General features: G+C 40.9%; 27 protein-coding genes, 2 tRNA genes and 1 rRNA gene (1 of these 30 cut by a window edge). 26 read left to right on the top strand and 4 right to left on the bottom strand.

Annotated elements, in window-relative coordinates; all coding sequences use genetic code 11:
• The 4 genes from J5A74_03235 to J5A74_03220 all read left to right on the top strand — a co-directional run.
• Positions 1 to 1,418, top strand: a 23S ribosomal RNA gene (locus J5A74_03235); it begins 1,478 nt to the left of the window's first position.
• A gap of 68 nt (positions 1,419 to 1,486) precedes the next feature.
• Positions 1,487 to 1,559, top strand: a tRNA-Asn gene (locus J5A74_03230).
• Between the two features lie 29 nt (positions 1,560 to 1,588).
• Positions 1,589 to 1,660, top strand: a tRNA-Cys gene (locus tag J5A74_03225).
• 145 nt (positions 1,661 to 1,805) lie between these two features.
• The gene (locus J5A74_03220) at positions 1,806 to 2,177 is read left to right on the top strand and encodes a hypothetical protein (protein QUI96350.1); all 372 of its coding nucleotides are present in this window, start codon (positions 1,806 to 1,808) and stop codon (positions 2,175 to 2,177) included.
• Positions 2,178 to 2,297: 120 nt separating this feature from the next.
• On the opposite strand, the gene J5A74_03215 is transcribed toward J5A74_03220, so the two are convergent.
• Complete coding sequence (locus J5A74_03215; GenBank protein ID QUI96349.1) at positions 2,298 to 2,993, bottom strand: hypothetical protein; 696 nt, start codon at positions 2,991 to 2,993, stop codon at positions 2,298 to 2,300.
• Between the two features lie 243 nt (positions 2,994 to 3,236).
• On the opposite strand from J5A74_03215, the gene J5A74_03210 reads away from it, so the two are divergent.
• The 11 genes from J5A74_03210 (at position 3,237) to J5A74_03160 (ending at position 12,993) form a co-directional block, all read left to right on the top strand.
• Positions 3,237 to 3,848 carry an NAD(P)H-hydrate epimerase gene (locus tag J5A74_03210; protein ID QUI96348.1) on the top strand — a complete coding sequence of 204 codons (612 nt, stop codon included), beginning with the start codon at positions 3,237 to 3,239 and terminating at the stop codon, positions 3,846 to 3,848.
• A gap of 49 nt (positions 3,849 to 3,897) precedes the next feature.
• On the top strand, positions 3,898 to 4,758 hold the full coding sequence (locus J5A74_03205; GenBank protein ID QUI96347.1) for a DMT family transporter: 861 nt from the start codon (positions 3,898 to 3,900) through the stop codon (positions 4,756 to 4,758).
• 4 nt (positions 4,759 to 4,762) lie between these two features.
• Positions 4,763 to 5,338 carry a sulfurtransferase-like selenium metabolism protein YedF gene (gene yedF, locus J5A74_03200; GenBank protein QUI96346.1) on the top strand — a complete coding sequence of 192 codons (576 nt, stop codon included), beginning with the start codon at positions 4,763 to 4,765 and terminating at the stop codon, positions 5,336 to 5,338.
• 5 nt (positions 5,339 to 5,343) lie between these two features.
• Complete coding sequence (locus tag J5A74_03195; protein QUI96345.1) at positions 5,344 to 5,577, top strand: DUF3343 domain-containing protein; 234 nt, start codon at positions 5,344 to 5,346, stop codon at positions 5,575 to 5,577.
• A 2-nt stretch (positions 5,578 to 5,579) separates the two neighbouring features.
• Positions 5,580 to 6,506 (top strand): RluA family pseudouridine synthase, encoded by a 927-nt coding sequence (locus tag J5A74_03190; protein ID QUI96344.1) that lies wholly within the window; start codon positions 5,580 to 5,582, stop codon positions 6,504 to 6,506.
• Positions 6,490 to 7,146 (top strand): fructose-6-phosphate aldolase, encoded by a 657-nt coding sequence (gene fsa / locus J5A74_03185; protein QUI96343.1) that lies wholly within the window; start codon positions 6,490 to 6,492, stop codon positions 7,144 to 7,146. The genes J5A74_03190 and fsa overlap by 17 nt, the downstream gene beginning before the upstream one ends.
• 14 nt (positions 7,147 to 7,160) lie before the next feature.
• The gene (gene tkt, locus J5A74_03180) at positions 7,161 to 9,146 is read left to right on the top strand and encodes a transketolase (GenBank protein QUI96342.1); all 1,986 of its coding nucleotides are present in this window, start codon (positions 7,161 to 7,163) and stop codon (positions 9,144 to 9,146) included.
• A gap of 111 nt (positions 9,147 to 9,257) precedes the next feature.
• Positions 9,258 to 10,202, top strand: coding sequence for a DUF2156 domain-containing protein (locus tag J5A74_03175; GenBank protein QUI96341.1), 945 nt, complete (start codon positions 9,258 to 9,260; stop codon positions 10,200 to 10,202).
• Positions 10,202 to 11,248: a GNAT family N-acetyltransferase gene (locus tag J5A74_03170; GenBank protein QUI96340.1), complete on the top strand. Its 1,047-nt coding sequence runs from the start codon at positions 10,202 to 10,204 to the stop codon at positions 11,246 to 11,248. Before J5A74_03175 ends, J5A74_03170 begins: the two co-directional genes overlap by 1 nt.
• A 3-nt stretch (positions 11,249 to 11,251) precedes the next feature.
• On the top strand, positions 11,252 to 11,443 hold the full coding sequence (locus J5A74_03165) for a DUF951 domain-containing protein (protein QUI96339.1): 192 nt from the start codon (positions 11,252 to 11,254) through the stop codon (positions 11,441 to 11,443).
• Complete coding sequence (locus J5A74_03160) at positions 11,440 to 12,993, top strand: ABC-F family ATP-binding cassette domain-containing protein (protein ID QUI96338.1); 1,554 nt, start codon at positions 11,440 to 11,442, stop codon at positions 12,991 to 12,993. Before J5A74_03165 ends, J5A74_03160 begins: the two co-directional genes overlap by 4 nt.
• Here the strand turns inward: J5A74_03160 and J5A74_03155 are convergent.
• The gene (locus J5A74_03155; protein ID QUI96337.1) at positions 12,990 to 13,499 is read right to left on the bottom strand and encodes a shikimate kinase; all 510 of its coding nucleotides are present in this window, start codon (positions 13,497 to 13,499) and stop codon (positions 12,990 to 12,992) included. The two genes, J5A74_03160 and J5A74_03155, sit on opposite strands and share 4 nt — an antisense overlap.
• 115 nt (positions 13,500 to 13,614) lie before the next feature.
• On the opposite strand from J5A74_03155, the gene J5A74_03150 reads away from it, so the two are divergent.
• The 10 genes from J5A74_03150 (at position 13,615) to J5A74_03105 (ending at position 23,781) form a co-directional block, all read left to right on the top strand.
• On the top strand, positions 13,615 to 13,992 hold the full coding sequence (locus J5A74_03150) for a GntR family transcriptional regulator (protein QUI96336.1): 378 nt from the start codon (positions 13,615 to 13,617) through the stop codon (positions 13,990 to 13,992).
• Positions 13,985 to 14,884, top strand: coding sequence for an ABC transporter ATP-binding protein (locus J5A74_03145; protein QUI96335.1), 900 nt, complete (start codon positions 13,985 to 13,987; stop codon positions 14,882 to 14,884). Before J5A74_03150 ends, J5A74_03145 begins: the two co-directional genes overlap by 8 nt.
• On the top strand, positions 14,859 to 16,982 hold the full coding sequence (locus J5A74_03140) for a hypothetical protein (GenBank protein ID QUI96334.1): 2,124 nt from the start codon (positions 14,859 to 14,861) through the stop codon (positions 16,980 to 16,982). The genes J5A74_03145 and J5A74_03140 overlap by 26 nt, the downstream gene beginning before the upstream one ends.
• A gap of 110 nt (positions 16,983 to 17,092) precedes the next feature.
• Complete coding sequence (gene rpsF / locus J5A74_03135; GenBank protein ID QUI96809.1) at positions 17,093 to 17,386, top strand: 30S ribosomal protein S6; 294 nt, start codon at positions 17,093 to 17,095, stop codon at positions 17,384 to 17,386.
• 21 nt (positions 17,387 to 17,407) lie between these two features.
• Positions 17,408 to 17,884: a single-stranded DNA-binding protein gene (locus J5A74_03130; GenBank protein QUI96333.1), complete on the top strand. Its 477-nt coding sequence runs from the start codon at positions 17,408 to 17,410 to the stop codon at positions 17,882 to 17,884.
• A 23-nt stretch (positions 17,885 to 17,907) separates the two neighbouring features.
• A complete protein-coding gene (rpsR, locus tag J5A74_03125) occupies positions 17,908 to 18,171 on the top strand; it encodes a 30S ribosomal protein S18 (protein ID QUI96332.1) in 264 nt (87 codons plus the stop codon).
• Positions 18,172 to 18,319: 148 nt separating this feature from the next.
• The gene (locus J5A74_03120; protein QUI96331.1) at positions 18,320 to 20,326 is read left to right on the top strand and encodes a DHH family phosphoesterase; all 2,007 of its coding nucleotides are present in this window, start codon (positions 18,320 to 18,322) and stop codon (positions 20,324 to 20,326) included.
• A complete protein-coding gene (rplI, locus tag J5A74_03115; protein QUI96330.1) occupies positions 20,323 to 20,769 on the top strand; it encodes a 50S ribosomal protein L9 in 447 nt (148 codons plus the stop codon). Before J5A74_03120 ends, rplI begins: the two co-directional genes overlap by 4 nt.
• A 1-nt stretch (position 20,770) precedes the next feature.
• Positions 20,771 to 22,108 (top strand): replicative DNA helicase, encoded by a 1,338-nt coding sequence (gene dnaB, locus J5A74_03110; protein ID QUI96329.1) that lies wholly within the window; start codon positions 20,771 to 20,773, stop codon positions 22,106 to 22,108.
• A gap of 2 nt (positions 22,109 to 22,110) precedes the next feature.
• A complete protein-coding gene (locus J5A74_03105; protein ID QUI96328.1) occupies positions 22,111 to 23,781 on the top strand; it encodes a M3 family oligoendopeptidase in 1,671 nt (556 codons plus the stop codon).
• Positions 23,782 to 23,840: 59 nt separating this feature from the next.
• Here J5A74_03105 and J5A74_03100 read toward each other — a convergent pair whose 3' ends face one another.
• The gene (locus J5A74_03100) at positions 23,841 to 24,008 is read right to left on the bottom strand and encodes a 4Fe-4S binding protein (GenBank protein ID QUI96327.1); all 168 of its coding nucleotides are present in this window, start codon (positions 24,006 to 24,008) and stop codon (positions 23,841 to 23,843) included.
• Positions 24,009 to 24,197: 189 nt separating this feature from the next.
• On the opposite strand from J5A74_03100, the gene J5A74_03095 reads away from it, so the two are divergent.
• A complete protein-coding gene (locus J5A74_03095) occupies positions 24,198 to 24,395 on the top strand; it encodes a DUF1858 domain-containing protein (GenBank protein QUI96326.1) in 198 nt (65 codons plus the stop codon).
• A gap of 93 nt (positions 24,396 to 24,488) precedes the next feature.
• On the opposite strand, the gene J5A74_03090 is transcribed toward J5A74_03095, so the two are convergent.
• On the bottom strand, positions 24,489 to 24,887 hold the full coding sequence (locus tag J5A74_03090; protein QUI96325.1) for a hypothetical protein: 399 nt from the start codon (positions 24,885 to 24,887) through the stop codon (positions 24,489 to 24,491).
• Positions 24,888 to 24,901: the final 14 nt, after the last annotated feature.

Raw genomic sequence — 24,901 nt, 5'->3', positions numbered from 1 at the left:
AACCCAGGAATGCAAAGACTGGGGCAAGCCAAGTACTGGTATGGCAGGAAAATCCGCCATGCAACAGGAATAGGTGATGCGGACCGAAATCAAGTAGGGAAGTTGGAGAAGGAGCTGTCAAGAAAAGCCGCTATTGTGTAATAAGTGCCCGTACCGTAAACCGACACAGGTGGATGAGGAGAGAATCCTAAGGCCGGCGGGAGAAGCATTGTTAAGGAACTCGGCAAAATGACCCCGTAACTTCGGGAGAAGGGGTGCCATCCTCCGGGATGGCCACAGAAAATAGGCTCAAGCAACTGTTTAGCAAAAACACAGGTCTATGCGAAACCGAAAGGTGAGGTATATGGGCTGACGCCTGCCCGGTGCTGGAAGGTTAAGAGGAGAAGTCAGGCAACGAAGCTTTGAATTGAAGCCCCAGTAAACGGCGGCCGTAACTATAACGGTCCTAAGGTAGCGAAATTCCTTGTCGGGTAAGTTCCGACCCGCACGAAAGGCGTAATGATTTGAGCACTGTCTCAACAATGCACCCGGTGAAATTGAAGTACCAGTGAAGATGCTGGTTACCTGCGCCAGGACGGAAAGACCCCATGGAGCTTTACTCTAGTTTGATACTGGGATTCGATTATACCTGTACAGGATAGGTGGGAGGCGAAGAAGCAAGGACGCCAGTCTTTGCAGAGCCGCTGTTGGGATACCACCCTTGTATGATTGGATTTCTAACCTGCACCCGTGATCCGGGTGGGGGACACTGTCAGATGGGGAGTTTGACTGGGGCGGTCGCCTCCGAAAGCGTATCGGAGGCGCTCAAAGGTTCCCTCAGAATGGTCGGAAACCATTCAAAGAGTGCAAAGGCAGAAGGGAGCTTGACTGCGACACCGACGGGTGGAGCAGGTACGAAAGTAGGACTTAGTGATCCGGTGGTATAAAGTGGGATTGCCATCGCTCAACGGATAAAAGCTACCCTGGGGATAACAGGCTTATCACTCCCAAGAGTTCACATCGACGGAGTGGTTTGGCACCTCGATGTCGGCTCATCGCATCCTGGGGCTGAAGTCGGTCCCAAGGGTTGGGCTGTTCGCCCATTAAAGCGGTACGCGAGCTGGGTTCAGAACGTCGTGAGACAGTTCGGTCCCTATCCGGCGTGGGCGTAAGATATTTGAGAGGAGCTGTCCTTAGTACGAGAGGACCGGGATGGACTGACCGCTGGTGCACCTGTTGGGGAGCAACCCCATCGCAGGGTAGCCAAGTCGGGCCGGGATAAACGCTGAAGGCATCTAAGCGTGAAGCCCCCCTCAAGATGAGATATCTCATACGCAAGTAGTAAGACCCCTTGAAGACGACGAGGTAGATAGGGCAGAGGTGTAAGTGTGGCAACATACTTAGCTGACTGTTACTAATTGGTCGAGGGTTTAACCAACAAGTCGGATTGGTTGGAAATGGATAGATGGTGTTTGATATGTGGTTTTGAAGGTACGATAAAAATTATTCCTTGATAGCTCAGTTGGTAGAGCACGCGGCTGTTAACCGCGGTGTCGTAGGTTCAAGTCCTACTCAGGGAGCTCTTTTCATATGTATATATGATGGATATGGCGACATAGCCAAGCGGTAAGGCGTGGGTCTGCAACACCCTGATTCACCAGTTCAAATCTGGTTGTCGCCTCTATAGGAACCGAAAGGTTCCTTTTTTTGTGGAAATATTAAGAATATCTGTTGAATATTACGGTTTTATGACATTCGTCGATTTTTCTGGCAAATGGGTGTATAATAGAGACATCATTTTAGTTAGAAGAATGGGGGAGATTATAATGAAAAAAGGTTTGATTTCAACAATTGCTTTAGGAGCTGTGGTTTTGAGCATTGCGGGTGCAGGAAATGCCTATGCATTTAAGCAACAATATCGTGGAGACAATGGAATGTGGATTCAGGAGAACAATACTCGCTGGTGGTATCAATATGACAATGGTTCTTATGCGAGAAACACTTGGGTAAAGGATGGTGGAAATTGGTACTATTTCTACAATGATGGATGGATGGCTGCAAACGCTTGGATTGCCACAGGAAATGGCTGGTTCTATGTTGACCGTTCTGGTGCAATGTTAAGAAATACAACAACTCCAGATGGCTACTATGTCAACGATAGAGGAGCTTGGGTAGATCCATCAAAGTCAAGACATTAAGTTATTCTGGCAGAATAGGTAGAAGAGGATATTGGAATGTTCCAATATCCTTTTTTTATGCAAAATTTTATACAAAAAAAGAAGCTGCAAGTGAAGAGCAGCTTCTCTCTTTATTCTTCATTACTTGCGTGCACCTGTCCAAACGCCATCCTGATTTACATAGTAACCATCAGGTGTTGTTGTAGAGAACCACATGCAGCCGTTAGCGTCAAGATAATACCAGTAGTCACCTACCTTAACCCAACCCTTTTGCATATATCCAGCGTTGTCGAAGTGGTACCAGCTTCCGCCGTCCTTTACCCACTGATTTACAGGGTATGAACCATCAGCGTTCTTAAGCCACCAACCCTGACTGTAGAGAACCCAAGTAGCTCCATTGTCAGCACTTGTTGTGCGGATTGTCTGAGATCCACTTGTGCTAATGGTCTTTGAACCACCATTGCCACTTGATGTGTATGAACCACCACCAGTGCTTCTTCTAAAGCGTGGGGTAGGTGTGTTATTGTTGTTTCCGCCGTTATTGCTTCCGCCGTTGTTGTTTCCACCGTTGTTGTTTCCACAGTTGTTGTTTCCACAGTTGTTGTTTCCGCCATTGTTTGCATTGCTGTTAGAAGCTGTGTTTCCACCAGCATGCTGATGCTGACCGCCGCTATGACTTGGGTTGCTTGGGTTACTTGGTGATGATGGTGATGCCACTGGCACACCAGGTGCAGCTAATGCAGTTGTTGAAGTGCCACCAAATGTGAGCGCTGCAACAGCAAATGCAGCAACACCAGCACTAACTACAGATCCAACAAATAAATTTGATTTTTTCATGATAAACCCCTCCTATATTATTTTCATGTCTCTAATCTATAGATTTGAAAACCTTAGACTTAGTACATTATACTCCAACTATTGTTAAAAATCTACTATAAATCTTAAAAAAGATTTAAGTTATGTACGAAAGAGGCCTAAAAAGACGAAAAAAATTGAGACTCCTTACTTGACAGTGATCGTTCTGACTTCGTATAGTATGTTGTAGTATATTGGGAAATTGGATTTAAGGAGACAGAGAAGATGGATAAAGTGGTAAGTGTCGCACAAATGAGAGAGGCCGATGGCTACACAATTGAAAATTTTATTGATAGTAGAGATTTAATGTATAGAGCAGGAGAGGCTGTGTTTCGAAGTGTCAATTGGGTTTCGCCTGTTGGCATTGTGTGTGGAACAGGCAATAATGCAGGGGATGGCTATGTATTGGCCTCGCTTTTAAGGGCAATGGGAATGGAAGTTACATTGCTTTTGATCGAAAAGAAGTTTTCAGAGGACGGAAAATTTTATTATGATGCCTGCAAGATGGCAGGAATTGAAGATTTGGTCATTGATCGGTCCACAAGATTTGATGAATATGCAATTTTGGTGGATTGTATTTATGGAACGGGATTTCATGGATCAGTGCCTGAAAATGTGGCTTGGATAATTGAAAAAATCAATCAATCGAGTGCAGCAAGGGTGAGTGTCGATATCAACTCAGGAATGAATGGAGATACTGGCGAAGGCGATTGCTGTGTGGAATCGGATTTGACTGTGTCTATTGGGTTTACAAAGCAAGGACAATTGACAGAGGCTGGAAGGAAAAAAATAGGAAAATTAAAGACAGTTGACATCGGAATCATCCTTAAAAAGTAGAATTTATCCTATAGATATGCTATAATAATCTTATAGCGGAGGAAGGAAAATGCAGGATAGAAAAAAAGGAATTCTATATATACTGGGAGCAGCATTTGGCTTTTCTCTAATGAGTCTATTTGTCCGATTGAGTGGTGATGTTCCGACCTACGAAAAGGTGGTTTTTCGAAATGCCGTGGCAGCGGTGTTTTCTTTTTTCTTGCTTTTGAGAGAGGGCAAGGGTTTTTCTGTGGAAAAGAAAAATATTCCGTTTTTGCTCATTCGAACAGTGAGCGGAGCACTGGGGATGGTACTTAATTTCTATGCCATCGACCATATGAATATTGCAGACTCAAATATGCTCAATAAATTGAGTCCAGTGTTTGCAATGCTTGCAAGTATCATTATTCTTGGAGAAAAAGTGAATATTATGGAGTGGCTGGCCATTGTGGTGTCCTTTATTGGTGCACTCTTTGTAGTCAAACCTGGCTTTCACTCGGAGTTTTTGGTTGCATTGATGGCAACAGGTGGAGGACTCTTTGCAGGATTGGCCTATGTCTTTGTGCGAAGGCTTGGGCAAAGAGGAGTGAGGGGAAATATAATTGTATTTTTCTTTTCTTTTTTCTCCACTATTTTTGTGTTACCCATGGCAATTTTACACTATCAGCCATTGAGTATGATACAGTTTTTACTTTTGTTTGCCGCAGGTGTGGGGGCGACCATCGGTCAAGTTTGTATTACAAGGGCGTATCGCTATGCGCCAGCAAAGGAAATTGGCGTGTATGACTATATGCAAGTTGTCTATTCGGCAATTTTGGGATTTCTGTTCTTGGGACAGTTGCCAGATATTTGGAGTTTTGTGGGATATGTAATGATTATCGGAATGGCAATACTCAAGTGGCAATATAATTTAAGAGAGGAAGGAATATAAAGAAATGGAAATTAATGCATTGGGACAGGCTTGTCCACTGCCAGTGATTCAGACAAAGAAGGCACTTGAGGCCAGCAAAGAAAATGTGGATGTCCTTGTGGACAATGAGACAGCAGTAAAGAATTTAGAGAAATTGGCACAGAGCAAAGGTTGCCAATTCAGTTTTACAGAAGAAGCAAAGGACTGTTATCGTGTTCACTTAGAAAGAGGCGGCGAGGTTGAACAAAAAGAAGTTGCACCTTCGATCTCGGGAAAGACCGTAGTGGTTATCTCTTCAAATGCGATGGGCAATGGGGATGATGAACTTGGAAAGAAATTGATTAAGGGATTTATTTTTTCATTGACGCAGATGGACACACTTCCAGATACCATGATTTTCTATAATGGCGGTGCATTTTTGACTGCACAGGATCCGGACACCATTAAGGACTTAAAGGCACTTTCTGCTGCGGGCGTAGAGATTATTACATGTGGGGCCTGCCTACAGCACTATGGATTGACTGCACAAGTGGGTGAAGTTTCCAATATGTATGTCATTGCTGAGAAACAAATGCAGGCAGGAAGGATTATCAGACCGTAATGAGAGTGAAGACGGATAAGGTAGTATTTTCCTTTAATGTGACGGGGATGGTGATGCATCTTGAAGAGCTTTGTAAGGGAAAGCCAGAACTGGGAAGAATTATCCCAACACCATCGGCCCTTTCTGCTGGATGTGGAATGTCTTGGGCAGCAGAGGCCGACAAAAAGGACGAATTGCTTGAATTGATGAAAGAAAATGGCATTGAATATCATCTTGTCAAGGTTCTTCCAATGTATTAAGAATGAATAGAACAATAAAATACGATATTCCAAAGGAATTTAGTGGAAAGACGATTGAACAATTTTTGAGGAGAAAAGGCTATACAAATTCAGGGATTGTTCAATTAAAAAAGATGCACAAAAGTATTTTAGTGGATGGTACTTGGAAGAGGATGAGGGATGTGTTGAATGTTGGACAACAATTAGTGGTCTGCATTAAAGAGGAAGAAGTGGAGAATAAAATTCTTCCTATCAACTTACCTTTTGTGATTACCTACGAAGATGAGGATGTTGTTGTTGTCAATAAACCAGCCAATATGCCCATTCATCCATCAATAAAAAATTATGACAACACATTGGCAAATGCATTGATGGCCTACTATGAGGGGCAAAATTTTGTCTTTCGCTGTGTCAATCGCCTAGACAGAGATACCACAGGGTTGAGTATTGTGGCCAAGCATAGCGTCAGTGCAGGAATATTGTATCAGAGTATGGAGAGAAGAGAAATCCATCGCATCTATTATGCCATTGTAGAAGATAAAATTCATGGGGACTTGCCTGATGAGGGAGAGATGGATTTTCCTATTGGAAGAGTGAGTCACTCGTGTATCGAGCGAATGGTGGATTTTGAAAATGGGGAATATGCCTATACTCATTTTTGGACATTGTGGCGGGGACAGAATAGGGCATTGGTGAAATTGAAGTTAGGTACGGGAAGGACACATCAAATTCGAGTGCATATGTCTTATATAGGTCATCCTCTCCTTGGCGATGGATTATATAATCATGGAGAAAGTGGTGCTTGGATGGAGAGAACAGCTTTGCACTCCAAAGCATTATCTTTTATACAGCCAATGACTGGGCAAGAAATTAACCTAGAAATTGATTTGCCAGAAGATATGAAGCGTTGTTTAAAAAAAGGAGAAAATGGGAATGAAGTTTTTTATTGATACAGCTAATGTAAATGAAATTCGTGAGGCCAATGATATGGGAATCATTTGTGGGGTGACAACGAATCCTTCTCTCATTGCAAAAGAGGGAAGGGACTTTACACAAGTGATTCAAGAAATTGCGGATATTGTGGATGGACCAATTAGTGGTGAGGTCAAGGCCACAACCATAACAGCTGAGGAAATGATTGCTGAGGGCAGAGAAATTGCAAAAATTCATTCAAATATGGTGGTAAAAATTCCGATGACCAAGGAGGGCTTAAAGGCGATCAGGGTACTCTCAGCAGAAGGCATTAAGACCAATTGCACTTTGATTTTTTCACCGACACAGGCACTCTTAGCAGCGAGAGCTGGTGCGACCTATGTCTCTCCATTTTTGGGAAGATTAGATGATATTTCTACAGCTGGTCTCAAATTAATAGAGGATATTACTTGTATATTTTCAAAATATGATGATATCTCCACTCAAATTATTTGTGCATCTGTTCGCAATCCAATGCAGATTGTGGAATGTGCAAAGTATGGTGCAGATATTGCAACAGTGCCATTTAAGGTATTGATGCAGATGATGTGTCATCCATTGACAGATCAGGGTATTGAAAAATTTAAGGCAGATTATCAAGCTGTCTTTGGTAAGTAAAAAGGGGGGCTACTATGACCACAAATATTGAAACAAAAGCAGTAAATGCAATCCGCATACTTTCAGCGGATGGGATTCAAAGAGCAAACTCAGGACATCCTGGACTTCCACTTGGATGTGCAGCAATGGCCTATGAACTCTTTGCACATCATATGAATCATAATCCAAAGAACCCAAATTGGGCAAATCGAGATCGATTCATTCTTTCTGGTGGCCATGGATCAATGCTTTTATACTCTTTATTTCATTTATTTGGCTATGGAGATCTTTCTATTGAGGATTTAAAGAATTTCCGCCAATTGGATTCTTTGACACCAGGTCACCCAGAGTATGGCCACACTGTAGGTGTGGAAGCAACCACGGGACCATTGGGTGCAGGAATGGCGATGGCTGTGGGAATGGCAATGGCCGAGGCGCATTTGGCAGCCAATCTCAATACAAAGGAGTATCCAGTGATGGATCATTATACCTTTGTACTGGGTGGAGATGGCTGTATGATGGAGGGAATTTCCTCTGAGGCCTTTTCACTTGCAGGGACATTGGGACTTCACAAGTTAATTGTTCTCTATGATTCAAATTGCATTTCGATTGAAGGAAGCACAGATCTTGCCTTCACAGAGGATGTAGATAAGAGAATGGAGGCCTTTGGTTTTCAGACATTGACAGTTGAAGATGGAAATGATTTAAATGCCATTGCAAGAGCAATTGAAGAGGCAAAAGCGGAAAAGAATAAGCCATCTTTTATTACAATTAAGACATTGATTGGCTATGGATGTCCAAAGAAGGAAGGCAAGGCCAGTGCTCATGGTGAGCCACTGGGTGCAGATAATGTCGAGGAAATGAAAAAGAATTTGAATTGGGAATCGATGGATGAATTCTTTGTGCCAGAAGATGTCTATGCACATTATCAGGCATTGACAGAGGAGCTTGGAAAGAAGGAAGAGGAGTGGAATGCTCTCTTTGCAGAATATACAAAAAATTGTCCAGAGAAGAAGGCGTTGTGGGACAGCTATTTTGGAGAAATTCCGATGGAAAAGTTAGATAGTGCTGAGTTTTGGGATTGGGATGATGCACCACAGGCGACAAGAAATATTTCAGGAAAGATTTTAAATCGATTGAAGGAATTTGTGCCAAATTTAATTGGTGGTTCAGCAGATTTGTCACCATCCAATAAGACAGTGATTGAAGGCAGTGGCTATCTTGAAGCAGGTGACTACAAGGGAAGAAATATTCACTTTGGTGTTCGAGAATTAGCTATGGCAGGCGAGACCAATGGAATGTTGCTTCATGGCGGGATCAGACCATATTGTGCAACCTTCTTTGTATTTAGTGATTACACAAAGCCAATGGCAAGGCTTTCTGCATTGATGAATATTCCGACAACATATATTTTTACTCATGATTCCATTGGGGTGGGGGAAGATGGACCAACCCATGAGCCAATTGAGCAAATGGCGATGTTTAGATCAATGCCAAATTTCCATGCCTTTCGTCCAGCAGATGCGACAGAAACCATTGCGGCCTGGTACAGTGCCATGACTTCAAAGACCACGCCAACCGCATTGATTTTGACAAGGCAAAATCTTCCACAGCTTGCAGGCAGCTGTAAGGAGGCACTTAAGGGTGGATATATTATTAGAGACAGCAAAAAGGATGTTCCAGATTGTATTCTCATTGCATCGGGGTCGGAAGTTAGCCTAGCTATTGCAGCAGCAGAAAAATTACTTGTCGATGGCATTGATGCAAGGGTTGTCAGTATGCCTTGTATGGATATATTTGAGGAACAGAGTGCGGAGTATAAAAACCACATTTTGCCAAAAAATGTCACAAAAAGAGTGGCGATTGAGGCACTTTCTACTTTTGGTTGGGAAAGGTACACTGGACTTGATGGTGCAGTAATTGGAATGACAAGCTTTGGTGCAAGTGCTCCACAGGACAAACTCTTTGAAAAGTTTGGATTTACTGTAGATCGAGTAGTCGAAGTTGCAAAGAGCTTATGATCAAAAAGAGATGGGGGGAGAGTATCCTCCTATTTTTTGTTGCAAATTTGATTTTGCACAATCTATATGCTATACTAAAAAAAATAGATATAGAAAAGATGAGGAACAATAATGAATAAATTTGAAGCTTTGGAGTTTAAGAAATTAGTGGCAGAGGATATGCCAAGATATTCAAAATTTTATGGACTCCGTGACAATAAAACTTGTGACAGCGTACCATTGGAGAGTTTTTTGTGGAAGGATTACTACAATGTGCGAGCAGCGATTGTGAGAAGGGAAGGGGAAGAGATTGGTCTAGTTTGGCTGATGGGCGATGAGGATCGGCCATTTGCAGCTATGCCTTTGTGTAAGGAAGAAGATTTAAAAGATTGTTTCTTTTTGATGGTTGAGTATTTTAATACCGTATTGCACAGACCGTTTAAAATTCATTTGGCTGATCGAGAGGGGATTGAAGCCCTGCAATTAGATCATGAGCAATTTTTGGTAAAAGAGGAGGTAGAATTAAAGGACTATCTCTATGATGGAGAGGCTATGCGTACATTGGCGGGAAAGAAATTGCACAAGAAAAAAAATCACTACAATAAGTTTGTCAAGACCTATGAAGGAAGATATGAATATAGAGATATGGAATGTGCATGTAGGGATGAAGTATTTCGCTTTTTGGCCAAGTGGAGATTGAACAAGGGAGAAGAGGTGGAGCATCATCTTGATCCAGAAGTAGAGGGCATCCATGAGATTTTGAGAAATTGTAATCAATTGAATGTGCAAATGGGGGGTGTCTATATTGACGGTGAGTTAGAGGCATTTACCATTGGAAGTTACAATGGACATGAGAATATGGCGGTTATTCATATTGAAAAGGCGAATCCGGATATTCCGGGGCTCTATCAGTTTATCAATCGAGAATTTTTGCTTCACCATTTTGCCAAGGCCAAGTTAATCAATCGAGAGGATGATTTGGGCATTGAGGGGCTTCGAAAGGCAAAGGAGAGCTATTTTCCTATTGACTACGCAAGAAAATATTATGTGGAGCAGAAAGATTTTATTAATGCTTAATGGAGGAAAAAGGAATGCGATATCTTTCCCGTGAGGAAAAGGGATTGACAAAAAAATTATATCGGGAGGCTTTCCCAGAAGATTCTGACCAATTTATGGACTACTACTACGCAGAAAAGGCATCGAGTGATGACGATAATAGCAATGAGATTTTAGTGTGTGAGGATGGAAAAGAAATTGTGGCAATGTCTCACCTCAATCCCTATCTTGTGCGATTGAGAGATAGAGAGTATTGGTTAAAATATATTGTAGCTGTGGCTACAAAGGAGACGCACAGAAGACAGGGCCTTATGCGCAGTATGATCATTCAGTTTTTTCAAGATATGTACAGGGAGGGAGAGGAGCCATTTACCTTTCTACAGCCAGCAAATCCAGCGTATTATGAGCCATTTGACTTTACCTTTGTCAACAATTATATTGAAACTCAGATGTTAGAGGATGTGCAATACAAGATTGTAGAATTTACCCAAGATAGAGAGATGGCCTTGTTGGCTTTTTGGAATCAATTTTTGGAGAGATACAATGATGTATTTTGTGTGCGAGATAGTCAATATTTGGAGAGACTACAAAAGGAACTGGCAACAGAAAATGGAAAAATCGAACTCGTGCTTGATGAGCAAGAGAGAGTACATGGGGCAAAGATTAGCTGGGGGATCAAAAAGAGCGAAGTGCGAGAGTTCATTTGCGACCATGAATTTGCAAAGATGTTAGATACAAAGAAGCCATATATGATGGCCAGAATCATTCGCCTAGATCTCTTTATTGAATCCATTTGTCTTCGAGAAGATAGTTTAAAAGTTGGTGATACCTATAAATTGAGAATTATTGATTCCTTGATTCCTCAAAATGATGGAACTTATCTTTGGCATATCAATCGAGAGAGTTCTTATCTAGAAAAGTTAGAAAATGAGGATACATTAAATGTTCCAGAATTTACTATTGCAGAATTAACATCTTGGTTGTTTGGCTATACTGAATCTCACAAGGCAGATTTTTGTTCTCAAATTCAGACTTTAAAGGGCATTTTTATTGATGAGGTTGTATAGGATATGCAAATTGGAGTGGGCGATGTTTTGGTATTGAAAAAGCCTCATCCATGTGGGGCGAAAAAATGGGAAGTCTTAAGAATCGGTCAAGATTTTCGGTTAAAATGCCAGGGCTGTGGACATCAGATGATGATTCCACGAAAAAGTGTAGAAAAGAGCATAAAGAATATTGAGAGAGCAGGAGATGGGGAATGAGTATTTTAAATGTGGAACATTTGAGCCACGGATTTGGGGACAGGGCAATTTTTGATGATGTCAGTTTTCGAATGTTAAAGGGCGAGCATATAGGGCTTATTGGTGCCAATGGCGAGGGAAAGTCGACATTTATGAGTATCATCACCAATAAATTGATGCCTGATGAGGGAAAGATTGAGTGGTCAAAGAATGTGCGTGTTGGCTATTTGGATCAACATGCCGTCCTAGAAAAGGGAATGACGGTTAGAGATACGCTAAAGGGTGCCTTTTCCTTTTTATTTGACTTGGAAGTACAGATGAATCAAATCTGTGACAAGATGGGAGAGAGCAGTGGAGAAGAGCTCGACGAAATGATGGAGGAGCTAGGAACCATACAAGATTTATTGATGGCCCATGATTTTTATGTAATTGATGCCAAGGTCGAAGAAGTCGCAAGGGCACTTGGGCTTGATGACATTGGAATGGACAAAGATGTCACACAGCTGTCGGGAGGGCAGAGAACAAAGGTTTTATTGGCAAAACTTTTGCTTGAAAAGCCAGATATTCTGCTTCTCGATGAGCCGACAAATTACCTAGATGTCGAGCATATTGAGTGGCTAAAGCGCTATTTATTAGATTATGAAAATGCTTTTATTTTGATTTCTCACGATATTCCATTTTTAAATTCTGTGGTCAATATTATTTATCACATGGAAAGTCAAAAACTTGACCGCTATGTGGGCGATTACAATAAGTTTATGGAAGTCTATGAGGTGAAAAAGTCTCAACTAGAGGCAGCCTACAAGCGTCAGCAGCAGGAGAGAGCAGAGTTAGCTGATTTTGTGGCTAGAAACAAGGCGAGAGTGTCGACAAGAAATATGGCGATGTCTAGACAAAAGAAGTTGGATAAGATGGAAGTGATCGAACTAGCCAGAGAAAAACCAAAGCCAGAGTTTCACTTTCAGGAAGCAAGAACATCAGGAAAAACAATTTTTGAAACAAAAAATTTAGTTATCGGTTATGATGAGCCACTTTCACGACCTATTTCCATGCGAATGGAGCGAGGAGAAAAATTAGTGCTCTCCGGTGCAAATGGTATTGGAAAGACCACACTCTTAAAGAGCATTCTTGGAATGATTCCGTCACTTGAGGGGGAAGTTCATTTGGGTGATTACTTAGAGATTGGCTATTTTGAGCAGGAAATGCCTTCGGGGAATACCTCTACTTGCATAGAGGAAATTTGGAAGGAATTTCCTGGATTTAGTCAATATGAAGTGCGTTCAGCACTGGCCAAATGTGGGCTGACCACCAAGCATATTGAGAGTTTAGTGCGTGTGTTAAGTGGTGGTGAGCAGGCAAAAGTTAGACTTTGCAAATTACTCAATCGCCCAAGCAATATACTCCTGCTTGACGAGCCGACCAATCATCTGGATGTGGACGCAAAGACAGAATTAAAGCGTGCCCTACAGGAGTATAAGGGAAGCATCTTACTCATATGCCACGAGCCAGACTTTTATGATGGATTGGCAACAAGAGTGATCGATTGTGCAGAATGGGCATTGCGAAGCTAAAGAGAAATCAAATCTATAATTTTTTGTACACATTCTAGCACAGTAGAATTATTGGACACAAAAAAGTTAGCATATTTTTTATATTTGGAGATACGGGAAAGATACATAGCCTGTATCTCCTCTTTTGTTTTTTGATGAACAAGCGGGCGATTGGTATCACTCTTTAGTGTGGCATAAATGGCATCAAAGTCTCTGGTGATACAGACGATGGTTGAACGGTCCTTTAGTATTTCACCATTTCGATCAAAGGTCAACATTCCGCCACCTGTTGAGATAATAGAAGGTGGAAGAAGTGCAACTTCCTTGGCCACCTCATGCTCTAAATCTCGAAAGTAACTTTCTCCCCCTTTTTGAAAGATCTCTGGGATACTCATTTTTGTCTTGGCCACTAAATAGGCATCTGTGTCAATAAAGGGCACATTCAATGTTTCTGAAAGTAGTTGTCCAACACTCGTTTTTCCAACAGCCATAAAACCGCATAATACAATGGATTGATTTAATTGCATAGGTTCTCCTTTATTTTTAATGATATTTTTTATTTTAGCATTGACAGAAAGAAAAAGAAAGAATATGATAATTGTATCAATAGAATTAGTACAGATGATACAGAAGGGAGGGTATATGATTTTACTAGATATGAAGGATCGACGTCCCATCTATGAGCAATTGATTGAAAAATTGGCAGATCTTATGCTATGTGGGGCACTGAGGGAGGATGAAAAGCTGCCGTCTGTGCGAAATCTTGCTGCAGATTTGTCCATCAACCCGAATACGATTCAAAGAGCTTATGTGGAACTCGAAAGAAGAGGATATATCTATTCCGTTCAGGGAAAGGGAAGTTTTGTGGCCAATATTGAGAGTGTGCGTACAGATAGAAAAGAGGAGATACAAAACTCTCTTCGCACATTGGTGTTGCAGGCAAAGGATGTAGAGATGAAAAAAGAGGAGTTTGTTGCATTGTCAGAAAAGTTTTTTGAGGAGGACATGGGTGATGATTGAGATAAAGAATTTGAGTAAATCGTATGAGCATCGCTTGGCCATTGATCGGATCAACTTGAATATGCAAGAAGGTTCGGTCTTTGGATTGATTGGAACCAATGGTGCAGGAAAAAGTACACTTTTGCGAGTGATCTGTGGGATTTTGAAGCCAGATAGCGGAAATGTACTAATTGACGGAGAGGGAAGTTTTGAAAATCCAAGGGCAAAAGAGAGAATATTTTATATTTCTGATGATCAATATTATCCGCCTAGTGCCAAGGGAGAGGATATGAAGCGATTTTATAAAAACTTTTATCCCAAATTTGATGAGAAGAAATTTGAAAGCTTAATGGGGGGATTTCACCTCGATGCTAGACAAAAGATTTCCACTTTTTCCAAGGGAATGAAGAAACAACTTTCGATTATTTTGGGGCTGTGTGCAAATACGCCCTACCTTCTTTGTGATGAGACTTTTGATGGGCTTGATCCTGTGATGCGACAGGCAGTAAAAAGTTTGTTTGCACAACAGATGCAAGATAGAAATTTGACTCCAATTATTGCCTCACATAGTTTGAGAGAACTAGAAGATATTTGTGACCATGTGGGACTTTTGCACAGAGGAGGTGTCCTTCTTTCGAGGGAGATTGAGGATATGAAGTTGAGCATTCATAAATTGCAGGTGGTTTTGAGAGAAGGAATGAAGATTGATGACATTCATGGCTTAGAAATTGTACAAAAAAAGACAGTGGGCAGTGTCCATACCTTGGTCTGCAGGGGAGATTTATCAGAAATTAAGGCAGTAATTGAGCGGTATCATCCCATCTTTTTTGAGGCAGTTGCTCTTAGTTTGGAAGAGGTATTTATTAGTGAGACGGAGGTGAAAGGTTATGACATCAAATCGCTTGTTCTTTAAGTGGATGAAGGAAGATTTAAAAAAGCGGGTATCGTCACTGGCCATTGTTTCTTTACTCAGTTTCTTTGGATTTTTGGTGACTTGGCTGTTGTTGACCAGCATGAGCGTGAGGGAATGGAAGTCGGAGAATTGGACGGCGATGGACATTGTGCAATTAAAAGGAGAGTTCTATAGCTCTTTTTTGAAATATGTAAGGAGTCCTTTAATTATTTTTTCCTTGGCCATGTTGGGGGTATTGGTGGGGGTGTCGGGATTTGCCTACTTATTTTCAAAGAAAAAGACGGATTTTTATCACAGCCTGCCAATAAAAAGAGGTTTTTTGTATGGAGCGATTGTTTTAGACAGTATGATCATTGTTGGTCTGCCCTATTTAGTTTTTAGTTCGCTGGCTAGCCTGATTGTGGGGGCAGCGACAGGAGAGAGAGGAGCTCTCATTTTGACGATAGCTTCTTGGGCTGGAAATATGACGGCATTTTTGTTGCTCTATGCGACAGTTGTTTTAGCTGTAATGCTTACAGGAAATTGGTTGGTATCCTTACTTGCCGTGGCTACCTTCTGGATTTATGGTCCAATGGTCTATATTTTGAGAGAAAGCTATGAGAAGATCTTTTTCAGAACGATACTGTACAATGTGCATCAAGATATACTTCCAGAATGGCTGTCGCCACTAGTCTTTGTGTTGATGAAAAGAATTGGTCAAACAAAGTGGATAAATTTAGGCATCGGGGTTCTTCTTTTGGTTGTCAGTGGCTTTCTCTATAGATTGAGAAGATCAGAGGTTGCAGGATCGGCAATGAGTTTTACAAAGACGATGGCCGCAATTAAGCTATGTATTGTTATTCCGTCGGCACTTCTTGGGGCATTGGGATTTTATGTCATTAGTGATAATACATTGATTTGGGCAGTATTTGGCTTGATCTGTGGTGTTGTGATTAGTCATGCAGTCATCGAAATTATTTATCATGCTGATTTTCGAAAGTTATTTGCCCATAAGATGCACATGGTGATGGCTTTGATTACATCCTTGTTGATTTTCTTTAGCTACAAACAGGATTTTTTGGGTCACGATCGCTATATTCCAAAAGAGGGCGAATTTCTCGGTGTAAATTTTGTACAGAGTGATATTTTGCAAAATTCTATCGATTCCTACAGAATGTGGTGGGATTATAAAGAAGATGCGACAATAAAAGAGCCATCAAGTCTTTATACAGATAAGAGCGTGATTGAAAAATTGGCAAAAAAAGCTGTGGATTCGCTGAAACTTCCACAGAGTGAAATCAATGATCGAATTGAATTTTATTACTACTTGAAAAATGGAAAGAGAGTGGGGAGAAGTTATCCAGTCAATAAAGACGACAAGGAATTGCAGGAAATCATTGCAAAGATCAAAAAGAGCGATGAATTAAAGAAAATGAAATATCCTGTGCTCAATATGAAAACTGTTGACAATGTCAAAGCCTTATATTGCTCTCTTGGAGATAATGATGGACTTTCCTATATGATATTAAAGCCACAAAATTTGCAAAAGCTTTTAGAGACCTATCAAAAGGAGTTGTCCAATGCGATACAAGCAGAGCAGATAGATGGGGGAGAAGATGTCATTCATCTTTCATTTTTAAGTGAAATTCCAGAAAGAGTCAGTAAGGAACAGCCTGATGCGATGAGCTATCCAGTCTATTCCTCCTTTAAAGAGACGCTTGCTGTTCTCAAGGAGATGGGAATTGAGCCGATTACACAAGCACCTATTGAAAAGATTACGATTGAATATGATGATGGAAAGCAGTTAGACATTGTGGATAAGGATCAGCAAAAGGCCATTATTGAGGCAAGTAAATTTGTTGGACTTCATGCCATTTACAGTGATAATCGATATCATTACTATGCGGGAGAGACCAAGGAAAGCAAAAACTTGACCATCTATGTGACTACAAGGGAATTAAATGACAGGCAACAGGGATGGACTTATTGTTTTGATAAGGTAGTGCCTTATAATTCCAATGAGGATGAACATCAATTGAGTGGATATCGAAGTATCTATGAGCGAGAGTTTTTGGACGGAAAAGTGCCAGAATTTGTGCAAAATTTAGTGAATAACTAGCTTGCTTTTTTATATCGTCTTTGGTACAATAATTAACCGTGACACATTATTCCTTGTTTCCGATGATTATAGTTTCGGAGGCCAGAGACCATAAGGAGGTAGAGAAGACGATGAAAAACACATACGAGTTAGCACTTGTTCTTAACGGCAGACTTGAAGACGAGGCAAAGAACGAAGCCCTTGAGAAGGTACAGGGTTACATTACTAGATTTCATGGTACAGTGACCAATGTCGATGATTGGGGTAAGAAGAGATTTGCTTATGACATTCAGAAGCAAAAAGAAGGTTTTTACTATTTCATTAAGTTCGAGTCAGAAGATGCAACTTGTCCAAACGAATTAGAAGCACATGTTCGTATTATGGAGCCAGTTGTAAGATACTTAGTCGTTAAGCAGGAAGCTTAATATTAAGGAAAGCGTGATTGTATGAACAGAGTAATTTTGATGGGGAGATTAACCCGAGATCCAGAAGTTAGGTATTCATCAGGTGAGCGTTCTATGGCAATTGCAAGATATACACTTGCCGTTGATCGAAGGAGAAGAACAGCGGATGCCAATGAGCAGACAGCAGATTTTATTCCTTGTGTTGCCTTTGATAAATCAGGTGAGTTTGCAGAAAAGTATTTCCGCCAGGGAATGAGAGTGCTGATTTCGGGACGCATTCAGACTGGAAGTTATACTAACCGAGAGGGACAAAAAGTTTATACAACAGAAGTCATTGTTGATGACCAGGAGTTTGCTGACAGCAAGGGTGCAGCAGCACCAGCGAACAGCATGAATAATGGCGTTGGAATGGGTGGAGGTTATTCTGCACCGACAAAGCCAAATCCTGCATCAGCAAGTAGCGATGGATTTATGAATATTCCAGATGGAGTTGATGACGAAGGACTTCCATTTAACTAGAATGACGAAAGGGGATTAATATTATGGCATTCAACAAGTCAGCAGACGGTGCTAGAAGAAGACCAGGAAATGGAATGCGCAGAAGAAAGAAAGTTTGTGCATATTGCTTCGAAGAAGGCAAGTCAATTGATTATAAAGATGTAGCTTCATTAAAGAAGTTTATTTCAGAGAGAGGAAAGATTCTTCCTCGCCGTATTACAGGTACATGTGCAAAGCATCAGAGAGAGCTCACTGTAGCAATCAAGAGAGCTAGACATATCGCATTGATGCCTTATGTTTGCGAGTAATCAATGATAGAAAATGAGGAGTCACTGCCTAGCAGTGGCTCTTTTTTGTATACTTTTACTTTTGTTACTTTTGGGTTACGATGGACGAAAAGCCTTAAAAATGCTATAATATTTCTTAATATATTTTAAAGAATAGAGGAGAAAAAATATGAATCAGAATAAAAAGTTGGAAGAGTTATTTGCCATGTATTTGCGATGGCCACTCTATCTGGCCGCTGCTCTGATCGTTGTCGCTTGTATCACATTGGGGATAGATAAGATTGCAGGATTGGTCGTTTTATTGTTGACGATTTGTATATTGGCTGGACTATTTTGGTTGTACTTTTCTTCAAAGAAAAACATTCTAAAGGCGATGGTGGGATTTGCCAAGCGGGAGAATTCTACAGAGGGACGTCTAACACAGGATTTGGATGTACCCTATGCATTGTCTGATGAAAAGGGAGTATGGATTTGGAAGAACAATGCATTTGAGGCATTGGTGGCTGCTGACCGTGTGGAAAGAAGTAGTGTGACAGGAATGTTTCCTGATATTACAGTGGAAACATTAAAGAATATTGTGACACGGGAAGATTTTCACAGCAGTTATTTGGAAGAAAAGTATCGTGTATATATTCAAAGAGAAGAGATTGATGAAACACCGATTTTTGCCATTTACCTGATGAATGAAACAGAGCTTGTGCAACTAAAGGATGAGGTAGAGAACGAAGAGCTTGTGGTTGGACTTTTGTATCTCGACAATTATGAGGAAGCGATGGAGAGTGTGGAGGAAGTTCGACGATCACTACTCATCGCATTGGTTGATCGAAAGCTCAATCAATATTTTTCGGCTTTTAATGGCATTGTCAAAAAGCTAGAAAAGGACAAGTATTTTTTTGTTATCAAGCGTAGTTGTTTGCGAAAGATGGAGGAGAGAAAATTTGAACTCCTCGAGGATATTAAGACCATTAATATTGGAAATGAGATGAATGTGACAGCAAGTATTGGTATTGGTGCTTCAGGACAAGGTTATAGTGAGAGCAATGAGTATGCGAGAATGGCCATGGATATGGCTCTTGGTCGAGGGGGAGATCAGGCCGTAGTGCGAGATGGCGAACAATATCGCTATTTTGGTGGAAAGTCTCAGGCAATTGAAAAGACCACCCGTGTAAAGGCTCGTGTAAAAGCTCATGCTCTGCGGGAGCTTTTGGAGGGCAAGGACCATGTCATCATTATGGGACATAAGATTATGGATATCGACTGTTTTGGATCGGCAATTGGTGTTTGGCGTATTGCCCAGACCATGAGAAAGAAGGCCCATATTGTCAGCGGAGAGATTAATTCTTCTCTAAAGCCATTTCGAGATCGCTTTTTAAATGACGAATATCCTAAAGATTTGTTTATTGATAAAGATCAAATTAAGGAAATGGTAGATGATAGCACCATGCTTGTGGTTGTGGATGTCAATCGACCGAGCTTGACAGAGCAACCCGATTTGTTAAGTTTAGTAAAGACCATCGTGGTGCTTGACCATCACAGACAGAGCAGTGAGATTATTACGAATGCAGTGCTTTCCTATGTTGAGCCCTATGCATCCAGTGCCTGCGAGATGGTTTCTGAGATTGTACAGTACATCCGTGATGACATTAAGCTAAAGCCAGCTGAAGTCGATGCAATGTATGCGGGCATGGTCATTGATACCCATAGCTTCACACAGCAGACGGGAGTGCGCACCTTTGAGGCGGCAGCATTTCTTCGCCGAAAGGGCGCGGATGTTATTCGTGTTCGAAAGCTGTTTCGAGATAAAATTGAGAATTATATGGCAAAAAATGATACCATTCACAATGCCGAGATTGTGGCTGGTGCATTTGCGTTTAGTGAGTGCAAGGGGGATAATTTAGAAAGTTCCACTGTTGTTGCAGCACAGGCAGCCAATGATTTACTCGATATTGTCGGTGTGAAGGCAAGTTTCGTCTTTACCATGCACAATGGCATTGTTTTTGTCAGCGGAAGGTCGATCGATGAGGTCAATGTACAGATGATTTTAGAAAGACTTGGTGGTGGTGGGCACCGAAATGTAGCTGGTGCACAATTTAAAGATGAAACAGTAGATGAAGTTAGAAGCAAGGTCAAAAATTTGGTCTTGGATATGCTAAAGAAAGGTGAGTTGACAGAATGAAAATTGTATTATTAGAAGATGTAAAGGCATTGGGAAAGAAGGGAGAGGTCGTAGAGACTAGCGAGGGCTATGCGAGAAACTTCTTAATTCCTAAGAAAAAAGGTGTGGAGGCCAATGCAGCAAATCTCAATACTTTAAAGCTAAAGAAGGCCAATGAGGAAAAAATTGCAGCACAGGAGCTTGCAGCAGCAAAGCAATTGGCTGAGAAGTTAGAGGCTTCCTCTATTCATGTCTCTATTAAGGCTGGAAAGGATGGAAAGACTTTTGGATCGATTTCGACAAAAGAAATTCATCAGGCAATTCATGATCAGTTAAATCTTGAAGTGGACAAGAAAAAAATTGTTGTTCCAGAACCAATCAAGACATTTGGAACTCATGAGGTGACCATCAAGTTACATAAAGATGTGGCAGCAAAGTTTGCTGTGAAAGTAGTAGAGGAATAAAATGGAAGAAGAGGCACTGTTAAAGCGGGTTCTTCCACACAGCATTGAGGCTGAACAATCGGTTATTGGGTCAATGTTGATGGATAAAGATGCCGTTATTGTAGCAATGGATATTCTCAATCGAGATGATTTTTATTCGATCTCCTATGGTGCAATGTATGAGGCTATGGTTGAACTTTTTAACGAGGGAAAGCCGATGGACATGGTCCTAGTGCAAAATAAGTTGAGGGAGAAGGGATTGCCACCAGAGGTGGGAAGTTTAGAGTCGATTAAGGCATTGTATGAACTTATTCCAACATCAGCAAATATTCGCTCCTACGCAAAGATTGTGCATGACAAGGCAGTGCTTCGTCGTTTGATTAAGGTCAATGAGGAAATTGCCAATGCCTGTTATGTGGAAAGCGACAGTGTCGATGGAATATTGGCCAAGACGGAAAAGGATATTTTCAATCTTCTACAAAATAAGGGAAGTGCAGAATTTACACCAATTGGAGAAATTGCCAAGACAGTCTTTGAACAAATTGAGGCGGCGAGCAGGACGAAGGAGACGGTCACAGGCGTGCCAACAGGATTTGTCGATTTAGACTACAAGACGAGTGGCTTTCATGCCTCTGATTTGGTGCTCATTGCAGCCCGTCCATCTATGGGAAAGACAGCCTTTGTCCTTAATATTGTTCATCATGTGGCGACAAGAAAGCAATTGCCATGTATGATTTTTTCTCTAGAGATGAGTAAGGAGCAATTGATGAATCGTATGCTCTCTATGGAGTCAAGAATTGATGCACAGAGTTTGCGCACGGGAGATTTGACAGATAATGATTGGGAAGATCTCCTAGAGGGCGTTGTCAATGTCTCAAGATCAAAACTTGTGATTGATGATACGCCGGGAATTAGCATTGGACAATTGCGCAGTAAGTGTAGAAAAATGAAACTAGAGCAGGGATTGGAGATAGTGATTATTGACTATCTCCAATTGATGACTTCAGGCAGCAAAAGATCCGACAGCCGTCAACAGGAAATTTCAGATATTTCGCGAAGCTTAAAAGCATTGGCCAGAGAGCTAGAGTGTCCTGTTGTGGCACTTTCTCAGCTCTCTCGTGCCTGTGAGACCAGACCAGATCATCGCCCAATGCTTTCTGATCTTCGAGAATCTGGAGCAATTGAGCAGGATGCAGATATTGTGATGTTTTTATATCGAGATGATTATTACAATAAGGATACTGAGCATCCCAATGAAGCAGAGGTGATTATTGCTAAGCAAAGAAATGGTCCGATCGGAACAGTTCGTCTAGTGTGGAGACCAGAGACAACAAGATTTGAAAATATGGAAAGGAAGTAAGAATGAAGTTTTCAGAAATACCTTATACACGAGTGGACTTTGATCAATTGATTTTAGATTTTCAAAATTTGATCAGGGACTTTGAGATGGCAAATTCTGGAGAAGAGCAATTTCAGATTCATCAAAAATACTATAAAATGATGGATCATGTGATGACAGAGTCGACATTGGCCATGATTCGAAGTGATATTGATATGACGGATCCATTCTATGAAAAGGAGCAGGCGTATTATGATCAGAATATGCCAAGATTTCAGAGTGTTGTGGTGGAATATCAAAAAAAGTTGTACTATTCACAGTACCGTGCCTATTTGGAAGAAAAAATTGGCCCTGTTGCATTTAAAAACATTGAATTGGCGATGAAGGCCATGGATGAAAAATTGATTCCCCTGATGCAGGAAGAAAATGAATTGATGACAGGATACAATAAGCTCCTTGCTTCAGCAAAAATTGATTGGCAGGGCGAAGAGTTAAATTTATCTTTGATGACACCTTATCTCAATCACAAGGACAGAGAAATTCGCAGACAGGCATGGGAGAAGTATACGAAGTTTTTTGAATCACATGCACAGGAATTCGATGATTTTTATGATCAATTAGTGAAAAATCGCACAGCACAGGGAAAATTGATGGGATATGAAAATTATCTCGAGCTTGGCTATGCGAGAATGAATCGCAATTGCTATGGCAGGGAGGAAATAGCGAAATTTCGTCAGCAGGTGAAGGAAGATCTCGTTCCATTTGCAGAAAAATTGCATGAGAGAAAAAGGATTCGCCTTGGGCTTGAGCGTTTAAGCTATATTGATGAGAATATTTTCTTTTTAGATGGCAATCCAAAGCCAGTAGGAACACCAGAGGAAATTCTCATGGCAGGACAAAAGATGTACAGTGAACTCTCTGCGGAAACCAAGGAATTTATGGACAAGATGTGTGAAATGGAATTATTTGATGTCTTGGGAAGAAAGAATAAAAAGACTGGTGGATATGAGACGATGTTGCCAGACTACAAAGTTCCGTTTATTTTTGCCAATTTTAATGGCACTGATGGGGATGTCGACGTTATCACACATGAATGTGGACATGCTTTCCAGGGATATTTGACGGCCAATGATCCCATTCGAGAGCACAATGACATTACAATGGAGACTGCAGAGACACACTCGATGAGTATGGAGTTTTTTACTGAGCCTTGGATGAACTTGTTTTTTGGAGATCGTGCAGCGGACTATATTCAAATGCATTTTGAAAATGCAGTGACCTTTATTCCTTATGGGACGATGGTTGACGAATTTCAAAATATTGTATATGAAAAACCAGAGATGACACCTGCACAGCGCAGAGAGCTTTGGAGAGAATTAGAAAAACAATATAAGCCACATCTTGATTATGGAGACAATGATTATCTTTCAGGTGGAGGTTTTTGGCAAAAGCAGCATCACATCTATGACAGCCCACTCTATTATATTGATTACTGTATTGCAGGAACCAATGCATTGGCGTATAAAGTTTGGATGGATGAGGATTTTCAGGGGGCATGGAAGAGTTATATGCATCTGGCGAAAGAATCAGCATCTAAGTTTTTTGATGAATTAATTGAGGATGCAGGGATCAAGAATCCGTTTAGACCAGGAAGTTTAAAGTATATGGTAGAAAAATTAGAAAAGAAGTTATAAAAAACAGTGGTGTGAAAAGAGCATTCTTTTCACACCACTGTCATCTTATTTGGCATTGATTAAGCCTCAATAGCCTCTGTTGGACAAACAGAAGCACATGTACCGCAATCGATGCAAGCATCAGCGTCAATATTGTACTGTGTATCTCCCTGAGAGATTGCTCCTACTGGACACTCGCTCTCACAAGTTCCACAGCTAACGCACTTGTCTGTAATTGTATAAGCCATTGTAATTTCCTCCTTAAAAATATTGTTATTCAACGCAGTTTCATTGTATAATAAAACCTAAAAAAATTCAAGCAAATCAGCCGCTGTCTTGAGAAAAGTACATAAGCATTTTGCGTAAAAATAATGACTTGCCATAGCAGTATAATCAATGTTATATTGAAGGAGTAAATTATATAGGGAGGTAGAAAAATGGAGATTAACAAGAATATGACCATTGGAGAACTTTTGATGGTCAATGACAATATTGCACCAATTCTTATGCGTGCAGGTATGCATTGTTTGGGTTGCCCTTCATCACAGATGGAGACACTTGAAGAGGCCTGTATGGTTCATGGCATTGATTGTGATGTATTGGTTTCTCAAATCAATGAAATTTTAGGTGCCTAGAAATCGGATCATTGAATTTAGGGCAAAATCAAGGGAAGTTGCAAATCAGTTTCGCAACTTCCCTTCGTTTTATTGTTGGCATTATATTGCCATCTATTCAGTTTTATCTTCTCCTGTGGAGTCATTGGTCTCTGTTGGAATTGGAGAAACCTCAGAAGGCGTATATTCTGTATCGGAGGGAACATCAGCACTGTTGACAACGGTTGGATTGCTGTTCTTAATCTGTGCAATCTTTTCATTGTTGGCATCAATTCTTGCCTGTTCTTCTCTGATGGTATCGAAAAATTTTGCCAAATCGGCATTGTCACTCAAGAGATTGTTGGCATAGACATAGTCACCGATGCTTTCCTTTGCCTGCTTGATGTGGCCTTCTGCATTATTGCTGTCGAGATTGAGCTTTGTGATCTCAACTTGAACCTTTCCCTTTTCTAAGGCGCTTTGTGTTGCACTGCTGGCCTTATCTATAAAATTTTTAAAAAGATTACTTGGCATAATATAAATCCTCC

It is taken from the genome of Lachnospiraceae bacterium oral taxon 096, assembly GCA_018141845.1.
Taxonomy (GTDB): domain Bacteria; phylum Bacillota; class Clostridia; order Lachnospirales; family Lachnospiraceae; genus F0428.
This window is presented reverse-complemented; position numbering and strand designations above follow the sequence as displayed.